11 protein-coding genes are annotated in these 11,239 nt (G+C 53.9%); 7 read left to right on the top strand and 4 right to left on the bottom strand.

The genetic code is table 11. The features are described 5' to 3' along the window. Positions 1-266 precede the first annotated feature (266 nt). From speFL to potE, 3 genes are all read left to right on the top strand, one after another. On the top strand, positions 267-371 hold the full coding sequence (gene speFL, locus KTH07_RS03945; RefSeq protein ID WP_003858645.1) for a leader peptide SpeFL: 105 nt from the start codon (positions 267-269) through the stop codon (positions 369-371). A gap of 255 nt (positions 372-626) precedes the next feature. Further along, complete coding sequence (gene speF / locus KTH07_RS03940) at positions 627-2,825, top strand: ornithine decarboxylase SpeF (RefSeq protein ID WP_015571121.1); 2,199 nt, start codon at positions 627-629, stop codon at positions 2,823-2,825. Next, positions 2,822-4,135 (top strand): putrescine-ornithine antiporter, encoded by a 1,314-nt coding sequence (gene potE, locus KTH07_RS03935; RefSeq protein WP_003858648.1) that lies wholly within the window; start codon positions 2,822-2,824, stop codon positions 4,133-4,135. Before speF ends, potE begins: the two co-directional genes overlap by 4 nt. A gap of 89 nt (positions 4,136-4,224) precedes the next feature. On the opposite strand, the gene pgm is transcribed toward potE, so the two are convergent. Both pgm and seqA read right to left on the bottom strand, forming a co-directional pair. Further along, positions 4,225-5,865, bottom strand: coding sequence for a phosphoglucomutase (alpha-D-glucose-1,6-bisphosphate-dependent) (gene pgm / locus KTH07_RS03930; RefSeq protein ID WP_017384980.1), 1,641 nt, complete (start codon positions 5,863-5,865; stop codon positions 4,225-4,227). A 24-nt stretch (positions 5,866-5,889) separates the two neighbouring features. Then, positions 5,890-6,435, bottom strand: a complete 546-nt coding sequence (seqA, locus tag KTH07_RS03925) for a replication initiation negative regulator SeqA (protein WP_003858650.1) — start codon at positions 6,433-6,435, stop codon at positions 5,890-5,892. Between the two features lie 183 nt (positions 6,436-6,618). Between seqA and ybfF the strand changes: the two genes are divergently transcribed. From ybfF to fur, 4 genes are all read left to right on the top strand, one after another. Further along, positions 6,619-7,392 (top strand): esterase, encoded by a 774-nt coding sequence (gene ybfF, locus KTH07_RS03920; RefSeq protein WP_015571124.1) that lies wholly within the window; start codon positions 6,619-6,621, stop codon positions 7,390-7,392. Positions 7,393-7,520: 128 nt separating this feature from the next. Beyond that, entirely contained in the window at positions 7,521-7,808 is a 288-nt protein-coding gene (gene ybfE / locus KTH07_RS03915) for a LexA regulated protein (protein WP_003858652.1), read from the top strand. A gap of 155 nt (positions 7,809-7,963) precedes the next feature. Further along, positions 7,964-8,494: a flavodoxin FldA gene (gene fldA, locus KTH07_RS03910; protein ID WP_003858653.1), complete on the top strand. Its 531-nt coding sequence runs from the start codon at positions 7,964-7,966 to the stop codon at positions 8,492-8,494. A gap of 291 nt (positions 8,495-8,785) precedes the next feature. Continuing rightward, entirely contained in the window at positions 8,786-9,232 is a 447-nt protein-coding gene (gene fur / locus KTH07_RS03905; RefSeq protein WP_010428651.1) for a ferric iron uptake transcriptional regulator, read from the top strand. A gap of 142 nt (positions 9,233-9,374) precedes the next feature. Here fur and chiQ read toward each other — a convergent pair whose 3' ends face one another. Together chiQ and chiP are read right to left on the bottom strand one after the other, a co-directional pair. After that, on the bottom strand, positions 9,375-9,701 hold the full coding sequence (gene chiQ / locus KTH07_RS03900) for a ChiQ/YbfN family lipoprotein (protein WP_032102682.1): 327 nt from the start codon (positions 9,699-9,701) through the stop codon (positions 9,375-9,377). Between the two features lie 47 nt (positions 9,702-9,748). After that, the gene (chiP, locus tag KTH07_RS03895; protein ID WP_017694280.1) at positions 9,749-11,146 is read right to left on the bottom strand and encodes a chitoporin; all 1,398 of its coding nucleotides are present in this window, start codon (positions 11,144-11,146) and stop codon (positions 9,749-9,751) included. Positions 11,147-11,239 lie beyond the last annotated feature (93 nt).

The following is an 11,239-nucleotide window of genomic DNA, read 5'->3' as shown; positions in this document are numbered from 1 at the left end:
TTTAATTTTAAATAAAAAACATACCAGCCTTAATATAGCTATGAAAATAACGATGAGTTTATTTTCATAGCTATACCCGCCCTCTTTAAACACAATTAAAACATCAATTTAACACCGAACCAACAAAACAGCATTTTGATCTGCGTTATTCACTCAAAACGACTAATTATTTCTGAAATGATCGGTTATTGGTGATCTGTTTCACAGTTAATCCCTTTCTCCTGGATAAAATGACCATGCTTTCAATTACTGAAAGGAAACTGAACATGGAAAACAATAATCGTTTAATGCCCCATATAAGGCGGACAACACATATCATGATGTTTGCCCACCGTAACTGTTTTGACTTTCATCTCTTTAACGCCCGGTAGTCCTTCGACTTCTGGCGCATCTGCTTACAGGTTATCCTGAAAAACGCTATTTTACAGGCTGTTGCCTGTGAACACCTGCGCTCATTCCTTGTGATTCAGATTCTCCGCAACCGGGCGGACTGAATTCTACTCAGCAAAAAAGCAATTAACTGATTTCGTATCAGCGGACACGCTTTGCTTTTTTTTCCGGAAATAATCGATTTCTTTACCGCAAGAAGTCGAGGGCCCCATATTGCCTGAAATAAAGAGATAAAGATGAAAACGTTAAAAATTGCCGTCAGCCGTGCCTGCCCTGAATGCTTTACCACTTCGCGCGACATCGTGGATATCACCGCATCAGATTATATTGATGTGGCAGCCGTGGTTCTGGCCGTCAGCGATATTTTCAATGGCGCCATAGAAGAAATAGAAGCCACGGGATTCGGCATCCCGGTGTTTATTGCCACGCATAAAGAAGAAAGGGTTCCGGCTGAATTTCTGTCGCGTATTCACGGCGTTTTTGAGTACTCCGACACCAGCAATGCGTACTACGGACGCCAGCTTGAAGCGGCTGCGCAGAAGTACGAAACCCAGCTCCGCCCGCCGTTCTTCCGCGCGCTGGTCGATTACGTCCAGCAGGGGAACAGCGCGTTTGACTGCCCCGGACATCAGGGAGGCCAGTTCTTCCGCCGCCATCCGGCCGGAAACCAGTTTGTCGATTTCTTTGGCGAAACGCTTTTCCGCGCCGATCTGTGCAATGCCGACGTGGCAATGGGCGATCTGCTGATCCACGAAGGCGCGCCATGCATCGCCCAGCAGCATGCGGCAAAAGTCTTTAATGCGGATAAAACCTACTTCGTGCTGAACGGCACCTCCTCTTCCAACAAGGTGGTGCTCAATGCCCTGCTCACGCCAGGCGATCTGGTGCTGTTCGATCGCAATAACCATAAATCTAATCACCACGGGGCGCTGTTACAGGCGGGCGCGACGCCGGTGTATCTGGAAACGGCGCGCAACCCGTACGGATTTATCGGCGGTATCGACGCACACTGTTTCGACGAGAGCTACCTGCGGGAGCTGGTGTCAGAGGTCGCGCCTGGCCGTGCGCGGGATGAACGTCCGTTCCGTCTGGCGGTGATCCAGCTGGGCACCTACGACGGTACCATTTATAACGCCCGTCAGGTGGTGGATAAGATTGGTCACCTGTGCGATTACATTCTGTTTGACTCCGCCTGGGTGGGTTACGAGCAGTTTATCCCGATGATGGCCGACTGCTCGCCGCTGCTGCTGGAGCTGAACGAAAACGATCCGGGCATTCTGGTGACCCAGTCGGTGCATAAGCAGCAGGCGGGCTTCTCGCAAACCTCGCAAATCCATAAGAAGGACAGCCACATAAAAGGCCAGCCGCGCTATGTCCCGCATAAACGCCTCAACAACGCCTTTATGATGCACGCCTCCACCAGCCCGTTTTATCCGCTGTTTGCCGCCCTGGATATCAACGCCCGCATGCACGAGGGGCAAAGTGGGCGCAACATGTGGATGGACTGCGTGGTGACGGGTATTGAAGCGCGGAAACTGATCCTTCAGAACTGTCAGTTTATTCGTCCGTTCGTGCCGGAGACGGTGGATGGCCGTCCATGGGAAAGCTGGGATACGGCAGAGATTGCTACCGATCTGCGCTTCTTCCATTTCGTTCCGGGCGAACGCTGGCACGCCTTTGAGGGATATGCCGAGCATCAGTATTTTATCGATCCCTGCAAACTGCTGCTGACTACGCCGGGCATCAACGCCCGCACCGGTGAGTACGATGATTTCGGCGTGCCCGCCACCATCCTCGCCAACTTCCTGCGTGAAAACGGTATCGTGCCGGAAAAATGCGACCTCAATTCCATTCTGTTCCTGCTCACCCCGGCGGAGGACATGGGCAAATTGCAGCAGCTCGTCGCCCAGCTGGTGCGCTTCGAAAAACTGCTCCAGAGCGATGTGCCGCTGAAAGAGGTTCTGCCCTCTCTTTATAAGCAACATCCGGAACGTTATGCGGATTATACCCTGCGTCAGATTTGTCAGGAGATGCATGACCTCTACGCCCGCCATAACGTGAAGCAACTGCAAAAAGAGATGTTCCGCAAGTCTCACTTCCCACGCGTCATGATGAACCCGCAGGAGGCGAACTATGCCTATCTGCGCGGTGAGGTCGAGCTGGTGTCCCTGCGCGACGCGGAAGGCCGTATCGCCGCGGAAGGCGCGCTGCCTTACCCACCGGGGGTGTTGTGCGTGGTGCCGGGAGAAGTCTGGGGCGGTTCCGTGCTGCGCTATTTCGCCGCGCTGGAAGACGGGATCAATCTGCTGCCGGGTTTTGCGCCGGAGTTACAGGGGGTTTACGTCGAGGAGTGTGACGGTCGCAAACAGGTGCGCTGCTACGTCATCAAACAACCTGCCGCTCAGCCATCGCTGCTGAAAGGAGAAAAATTATGAGTAAGGCCAACAAGATGGGCGTGGTGCAACTCACTATTCTCACCATGGTGAATATGATGGGTTCGGGGATCATCATGCTCCCCACCAAGCTCGCTGAAGTGGGGACGATTTCGATTATCTCCTGGCTTGTTACCGCCGTGGGTTCGATGGCGCTGGCGTGGGCGTTTGCCAAGTGCGGTATGTTCAGCCGCAAGTCCGGCGGCATGGGCGGCTATGCCGAATATGCGTTTGGTAAGTCCGGTAACTTTATGGCGAACTATACCTATGGCGTGTCGCTGCTGATCGCCAATGTGGCGATTGCCATTTCCGCTGTCGGTTACGGCACAGAGCTGTTTGGCGCGACGCTGACCCCGGTGCAAATTGGGCTGGCGACCATCGGCGTGCTCTGGATCTGCACCGTCGCTAACTTTGGCGGCGCGCGCATCACCGGACAGCTCAGCAGCATCACCGTCTGGGGCGTCATCATCCCGGTTGTCGGCCTGTGCATCATCGGCTGGTTCTGGTTCAGCCCGACGCTGTACGCCAATTCCTGGAATCCGCATCACGTACCGTTCTTCACCGCCGTGGGATCGTCCATCGCCATGACGCTGTGGGCCTTCCTCGGGCTGGAGTCGGCCTGTGCGAATGCGGAAGTGGTGGAAAACCCGGAGAAAAATGTGCCGATCGCGGTACTCGGCGGGACGCTGGGGGCGGCGGTGATCTATATCGTCTCAACCAACGTGATTGCGGGAATTGTGCCCAACATGGATCTGGCTAACTCCACGGCGCCGTTCGGACTGGCGTTTGCGCAGATGTTTACGCCGGAGGTAGGGAAAGTGATCATGGGACTGATGGTGATGTCCTGCTGCGGCTCGCTGCTGGGCTGGCAGTTCACCATCGCCCAGGTATTCAAATCTTCCGCTGACGAAGGTTATTTCCCGAAAATCTTCTCCCGCGTCACCAAAGCGGATGCGCCGGTGCAGGGTATGCTGGCGATTGTGATTTTCCAGAGCGGTTTGTCGCTGATGACCATCAGCCCGTCACTGAACAGCCAGTTTAACGTGCTGGTCAACCTGGCGGTGGTGACGAACATCATTCCGTACATTCTGTCGATGGCGGCGCTGGTGATTATTCAGAAGGTGGCGAAGGTGGATCCGCGCAAAGCCCGGGCGGCCAATATCGTGGCGCTGATTGGGGCGATTTACAGCTTCTATGCGCTCTACTCGTCCGGTCAGGAGGCGATGCTGTATGGGGCGATGGTGACCTTTATGGGCTGGACGCTGTACGGTCTGGTGTCGCCGAGATTTGAATTGAAGAACAAACATAGCTAAAAAAAGCCCGGTGGCGCTAACGCTTACCGGGCCTACGATCGCTGTTGTAGGCCGGGCAAACGCAGTGCCGCCCGGCACACAAACCGCACTTACGCGTTTTTCAGCACTTCGCTGACAATCTCTACCGCTTCTTTCTCAATCTGCTGACGGTGCTCAGCGCCGAGGAAACTTTCGCAATAGATTTTGTACGCATCTTCCGTACCGGATGGACGCGCGGCGAACCAGCCGTTTTCGGTCATCACTTTCAGGCCGCCGATGGATGCGCCGTTACCCGGCGCCGCCGTCAGACGCGCGGTGATCGGGTCACCTGCCAGGGTACTGGCACTGACCATCTCCGGAGAGAGTTTTGACAGAGCTGCTTTTTGCGCAGACGTGGCGCTAGCCTGAATACGGTTATAGCTTGGCGCACCAAAACGTTCCGCCAGCTCGTTGTAATGTTCCTGCGGGTTCTTACCGGTGACCGCGGTGATTTCCGCCGCCAGCAGGCACATGATGATGCCGTCTTTATCGGTTGACCATGGGGTGCCGTCGAAGCGCAGGAAGGATGCCCCCGCGCTCTCTTCACCGCCAAAGCCGAAGCTGCCGTCGTGCAGACCATCAACAAACCACTTAAAGCCCACCGGCACTTCCACCAGCTTGCGACCCAGCGCGTCGACCACACGGTCAATCATAGCGGAAGAGACCAGCGTTTTACCCACCGCGACCTCTTTGCCCCACTGCGGACGGTGCTGGAAGAGATAATTGATTGCAACAGCCAGGTAGTGGTTCGGGTTCATCAGCCCTGCCGGGGTGACGATACCGTGGCGGTCGTAGTCCGGGTCGTTGGCAAACGCCAGATCGAACTTGTCGCGCAGCGCCAGCAGGCCAGCCATTGCGCATTCGGAGGAGCAGTCCATACGGATCGCGCCGTCTTTGTCCAGGTGCATAAAGCGGAAGGTCTGATCGACGTGATCGTTCACGATGGTCAGATCCAGCTTGTAGTGCTCGGCAATGCGTTTCCAGTATTCAATACCGGAGCCGCCCAGTGGATCCACGCCCAGCTTCAGACCGGCTTTCTGGATAGCGGCCATATCGACGATATCCGCCAGCCCTTCCACGAACGGCTGCACCAGATCCTGCTCTTTCACGTGGCCGGAGGCCATGGCTTCATCCAGCGAGATGCGTTTCACACCGTTCAGACCGTTAGCCAGTAACGCGTTGGCACGATCTTCCACCACTTTCGTGACGTTGGTATCCGCCGGGCCACCGTTAGGTGGGTTGTACTTGATGCCGCCATCTTCCGGTGGGTTGTGGGACGGGGTGATCACAATGCCGTCAGCCTGCGCGCCACCTTTTTTGTTGTGTACCAGAATAGCGTTAGAAACCGCTGGCGTTGGCGTAAAACCGTTGTTCTCCTGAACAATCACGTCTACGCCGTTCGCCGCCAGCACTTCCAGCACGGAGATAAAAGCAGGTTCAGACAGGGCGTGGGTATCTTTCCCTACATAGCACGGACCGGTGACGCCATTTTTGGCGCGCTCTTCCGCGATGGCCTGAGCAATGGCCAGAATGTGCGGTTCGTTAAAGCTGTGGCGCGCCGCACTACCGCGGTGGCCAGATGTACCAAACTTCACTGCGTGTTCTGCGTTGCCCACCACCGGCTTCAGCACGTAGTACTGCGCGGTCAGTTGAGCGACGTTAATCAAATCGCGTTGTTGTGCAGGTTGTCCTGCACGGCTGTGATTTGCCATTGCCTGGTCCTTCTGATGCAAGGGTTAAATTGTACCGCAAACCTTTTCGATCAATTCCGCCGGGAACTGCATGGACTGCATGATATGTTCGATCATGCTGCACTTACGGCCCGTATTGGTGTTGGTGATCACCCAGTATGGTGTACCGGGAACGTGTTTGGGTTTGGTTTGGTTGCCATTTTGCAGCAGGGTCTGCTCGTCGCCTGCGAAGTAAACGCGCGTGCGACCGTGCAGCGACTCTGTCGCTTCTGCAAATGCGTTGTTATCCAGTGAGTAAAGTGTAGACAGCACCAGCATAAAGCGGTTAACCGCCTTTTTCTGCTCGGCATATTCATCGGACAGCAGCAGCTCGCGCATCGCTCGCACTTTGTCTTTTGCCGGCATGACGGCAGGTTTTACTTGTGCAACAACGCTCGGCTGAGACACGACATCTTTAGTGACAGGAGTGGGCTGTGAGGCGGCGGAAATTTTGAGCATGCGCCGTAAAATGTCGGACGCGCTCTCCCCAATATGCCGCGTCTGGCTGGCAATATACTGATAGAGTTCGTCATCAACTTCGATTGTTTTCATCTTAATCCAGTGCGATATCTTATCTGAATACAAGTCGTTGAGATTATAAGGTCAAATCCCAACAGCGGATAGCGTCAAACCAGGTTGGCGGCAAAAGTCAGATTAAACTGGATCCTTGCCCCCGGGCGGCAGAATGGTCAACATGATACCCTAACCTGACAAACCTAAAAAAAGAACTTTGCCATGAAATTGAATACCCGAGCGCAAACTGCACAATCGCCGAACAATAATTCTCCCATCGTACTGGTTCACGGCCTGTTTGGTAGCCTGGATAATCTGGGTGTGCTTGCGCGCGATTTAGTGGCCGATCACGCGATCCTCCAGGTTGATATGCGCAATCACGGTCTTTCTGGGCGCTCGGAGGAGATGACCTACGCAGCCATGGCGCAGGATCTGCGGGACACCCTCGATGCGAATAATATCCAGAAAGCGACGCTTATCGGGCATTCAATGGGCGGCAAAGCGGTGATGGCGCTCACTGCGCTGGCCCCTGAGCGAATTTCCGGGCTGGTGGTCATCGACGTTGCGCCCGTCAATTACGACGTTCGCCGTCACGATGAGATTTTTGCCGCCATCAATGCGGTCACCGAAGCGGGTGTCGCAACCCGCCAGCAGGCGGCTGCCGTTATGCGTGAGCATCTTGATGAGGAAGGCGTGGTCCAGTTCCTGCTGAAATCGTTTGTTGACGGACAATGGCGCTTTAACGTCCCGGTATTGTGGGATCAGTATTCGCATATTGTGGGCTGGGAAACCGTCCCCGCCTGGCCGCACCCTACCCTTTTTATTCGCGGCGGCAACTCCCCTTACGTCACTGATGCATACCGTGACACGCTGCTGGCGCAATTCCCGCAGGCTCGCGCTCACGTTATTGCGGGTGCCGGGCACTGGGTACACGCGGAAAAACCGGATGCCGTCCTGCGCGCCATTCGCCGCTATCTTACTGATACAGCGAATTGATTAAAAAGCCAGCGACCGGAAGACGACGGGCTTCCAGTCGTTGGCGTGTGGATTTGGGTGATGTATGATGGCGCGCTTATCGCCCGGGCATTAGCAGGGCGGCGTGTTTCCCCCGAAGTCTCAGAATCATGGCCAAAGAACAAACGGACCGTACGACACTAGATCTGTTCGCGAATGAGCGTCGACCGGGACGACCGAAAACGAATCCGCTTTCGCGCGATGAACAGCTGCGTATCAATAAACGCAACCAGCTTAAACGCGATAAAAATCGTGGGCTTAAGCGTGTCGAACTGAAGCTGAATGCCGATGCCGTCGATGCGCTTAACGAGTTAGCTGACGCGCGCAACATCAGCCGCAGCGAACTGATCGAAGAGATGCTGATCGCCCAGCTTGAGACGTTACGCGGCAAGGCGTGAGTCAGAAAATCCCCAATATTACCTTTTTCATGTAGCACAGAGTGCAGTCCTGCGTGATAGCTGTTTCCGCAGGGTTGCCTGTTCTGCTATTATTGCCCTTATCCGTGGACAATTTGCGCCACCATACCATTAAGTTTCAAGAGGTTATTTTACTCATGGCAATCATCGGCATTTTCTTTGGCAGTGATACCGGCAATACTGAAAATATCGCAAAAAACATTCAAAAACAGCTCGGTAAAGACGTTGCTGATGTGCATGACATCGCCAAGAGCAGCAAAGAAGATCTCGAGGGCTATGACATCCTGCTGCTGGGCATCCCGACCTGGTACTACGGTGAAGCACAGTGTGACTGGGACGATTTCTTCCCGACGCTGGAAGAAGTAGACTTCAACGGCAAGCTGGTTGCCCTGTTTGGCTGTGGCGATCAGGAAGACTATGCTGAGTATTTCTGTGATGCGCTGGGCACTATTCGCGACATCATTGAGCCACGCGGTGCGGCGATCGTCGGTCACTGGCCAACGGCGGGTTACCATTTCGAAGCGTCCAAAGGTCTGGCAGATGACGATCACTTCGTTGGCCTGGCCATTGATGAAGACCGTCAGCCAGAGCTGACCGCTGAGCGTGTAGAAAAATGGGTTAAGCAGGTTCGTGAAGAGCTGAACCTGGACGATATCCTTAACGCCTGATATCCCTGCGGCGCAACTCCGGTTGCGCCCGTTTTCCAGGTAAAACCGATTAAATTAATTGCTACAAACTTTTAACTTTTTCGCCCAGACCTGTACAATATCCCCCTGGTAAAAAGTGGGTGCCATCGAACAAGTTTGTTGGTGATACCACGTTTTTATAAGCATACTTTGCTTGAGACTTGCAGTTTTCATTTAGCCATGGCAGTTCTATAATGAGACGCATTATCCCAAGTGCATTTTCTGTCACTTCTTCTTTTGAAGTGAATCGTTTAGCAACAGGACAGATTCCGCATGACTGACAACAATACCGCATTAAAGAAAGCTGGCCTGAAAGTAACGCTTCCTCGGTTAAAAATCCTTGAAGTGCTTCAGGGGCCAGACAATCACCATGTCAGTGCGGAAGACCTTTATAAGCGTCTTATCGATATGGGTGAAGAGATTGGGCTGGCAACCGTCTATCGTGTGCTGAACCAGTTTGATGACGCGGGCATTGTTACTCGTCATAATTTCGAAGGCGGTAAATCCGTGTTCGAGCTGACTCAGCAGCATCACCACGATCACCTGATCTGCCTCGACTGTGGCAAGGTCATTGAATTTAGCGATGATTCCATTGAATCACGCCAGCGTGAAATCGCCGCCCGTCATGGCATCCGCCTGACCAACCACAGCCTGTACCTGTACGGTCACTGCGCTGAAGGCGATTGCCGCGAAGACGACCACGCGCACGACGCGAAATAATATCGTGTTCATACTCTGAGCCAGCCGTAAGGTTGGCTTTTTTTTGCCTGAAAAAAGTCCGGTGGCGCTGCGCTTACCGGGCCTACGGGCTGTGACACCGTTGTAGGCCCGGTAAGCGCAGCGCCACCGGGCATAAAGCAACTTATTTATTGTTATTGCGAATCTCGTCCCAGATCTTATCGCAACGCTTCGCCACTTCCTGATCGTTACCGCTTTTCCGCGCCTGGATACAGGCCTGGTAATCCATCACGCGAACATTTTCCTGCGTCGCAAACTGCTCATGCGCTTTCTCTTTTTTCAGCACATTCAGCACGCTCTGGCAGGCTTCAATCTTCTCTGGCGATCCTTGTGCTGTATTGATGCAGGCGCTATACGCCTCCTTCAGACGGGAGTCTTCTTTCTGCGCCTGATCCTGCGCACACGCCACCAGCCCCGATGCCAGCAGCGCAACGATTACCATTTTTTTCATCATATGCAGTCTCCATGCAGGCGGGATTTCGCCCGCCTGCGTATTCATCAGAAGATTGTGAATGGCGCAATGACCATGAATTTCACGTCACGTTCATCCTGGAAGATGTTGCCGTAACCGCCCGCGTAGCTCGGGATATCGGAGTGGTTGTCATACTGGGTGAAGTGCAGTTTGAACATCGTGCCTTTCGCACGGCCCTCCTGAAGGGTGTAAATCGCATCCAGACTGTATGAAGACTCTTTCAGACGGTAATTCGGATCGTAGTAGGCGTCTGGCGTAGCCATATCTGCTGGCTTCGCGTCCCAGGCGTACGCGTAGGACGCACCCACTGCCCAGCCAGGCAGGTTCCAGTTCTTCAGGTCATACATTGCGCCGAAGAAGACCGCCTTTTCGCCGTCGGCGTTGAAGTCAGAGCGGTTATCCCACCAGATATCCAGACGACCATTGGAAGAGGCGTAGGTTGGCGTCATACGTTGCAGGAAGTAGCCCTGCTGCCCTTCTGCCTTGACCCATGTTCCCTCCAGACGTAAATCAACCTGACCTACCTTGTAGCCGAAGGTCAACGCCTGTAACCACGCGGTGCCGTCATAGATATCATTTACGCTGCCATCACTGACTTTGTCGCGCGTACCGTAGAACTGATAGCTGGTGCTCAGCGGGCTACCCGCGATATCAAATTTGTAGCTGGCTTTAGCAAAGTACTGATCGATATAGCCTTCAGCCTGACCAAAAGCAGCTTCCAGCACCAGATCGTTTTTGAAGTCGTACTTCGCCCCCAGCGAGTGGAGATAATCAACTTTGGTTTTTTTATCATTCTGATAGAACTTGTCCATCTCAATGTGCCACGGCGCTTTGTACTCGTTGGTCCACATATAGGAGAAGCTCAACGCCCCCGCATCGCCGTAGTCAAAATTAGCACCGGCTTCCGCACCCTGATAGGTACCTGGCATAAAGCTCCAGTGCGGTGCTAACAGCGTCTGGCCGGTTGGCTGGATATAACCTCCACGCGCCCAGACCGGACCATATTTGAATTTTGCAGCCGCTTTATACAGGCTGATTCCGCTTTTATCGCCGGACCAGTCTTCGTCGTAGGCTTTATTGCTGGAGGAGAACGCAATTTCGTTCGGATGGCCGCTGTCGCCATTTTCGGCCATTTCAATTGCGGTGAACGCTGCAATATCGATCCCGAACATATCGGCGGCATATCCCGACTGGAAATCAAGGTTAGCGTTCCAGGTCGAGTGAGAAAGGTTGGTTTTGTATTTATCTTCAGTGACGTCTTTACGGTCACGCTCACGCTGCCAGTAATAAATACCGCCCGTGAGGGTGGAATCTTCGATGAAACCTGCTGCTTTTGCCTCTGGCGCAACCACCAGGCCCGACATTGCTGTCACACCGGCGATAGCCAGCGCCAGCGCACTACGTTTGCCACTGAACGTACGCATAGATTATTCCTCTTTGACGAATTAAAACGCCTTAAACGGCGAAAAACAGAAAAGACCAAGTGGTCAGGGGGTAGTCAGAAATACCCTCGAATT

The sequence above is a fragment of the Enterobacter cloacae complex sp. ECL72 genome, assembly GCF_019056635.1.
Lineage (GTDB): Bacteria > Pseudomonadota > Gammaproteobacteria > Enterobacterales > Enterobacteriaceae > Enterobacter > Enterobacter hormaechei_C.
This window is presented reverse-complemented; position numbering and strand designations above follow the sequence as displayed.

What these genes read in the sequence shown, in the direction of transcription:
- pgm (WP_017384980.1), bottom strand. Translation starts at nt 5,865, where the DNA reads ATGGCAAATCACAGCCGTGCAGGACAACCTGCACAACAACGCGATTTG.
- chiP (WP_017694280.1), bottom strand. Translation starts at nt 11,146, where the DNA reads ATGCGTACGTTCAGTGGCAAACGTAGTGCGCTGGCGCTGGCTATCGCC.
- fldA (WP_003858653.1), top strand. Translation starts at nt 7,964, where the DNA reads ATGGCAATCATCGGCATTTTCTTTGGCAGTGATACCGGCAATACTGAA.
- fur (WP_010428651.1), top strand. Translation starts at nt 8,786, where the DNA reads ATGACTGACAACAATACCGCATTAAAGAAAGCTGGCCTGAAAGTAACG.
- seqA (WP_003858650.1), bottom strand. Translation starts at nt 6,435, where the DNA reads ATGAAAACAATCGAAGTTGATGACGAACTCTATCAGTATATTGCCAGC.
- chiQ (WP_032102682.1), bottom strand. Translation starts at nt 9,701, where the DNA reads ATGAAAAAAATGGTAATCGTTGCGCTGCTGGCATCGGGGCTGGTGGCG.
- potE (WP_003858648.1), top strand. Translation starts at nt 2,822, where the DNA reads ATGAGTAAGGCCAACAAGATGGGCGTGGTGCAACTCACTATTCTCACC.
- ybfF (WP_015571124.1), top strand. Translation starts at nt 6,619, where the DNA reads ATGAAATTGAATACCCGAGCGCAAACTGCACAATCGCCGAACAATAAT.
- ybfE (WP_003858652.1), top strand. Translation starts at nt 7,521, where the DNA reads ATGGCCAAAGAACAAACGGACCGTACGACACTAGATCTGTTCGCGAAT.
- speFL (WP_003858645.1), top strand. Translation starts at nt 267, where the DNA reads ATGGAAAACAATAATCGTTTAATGCCCCATATAAGGCGGACAACACAT.
- speF (WP_015571121.1), top strand. Translation starts at nt 627, where the DNA reads ATGAAAACGTTAAAAATTGCCGTCAGCCGTGCCTGCCCTGAATGCTTT.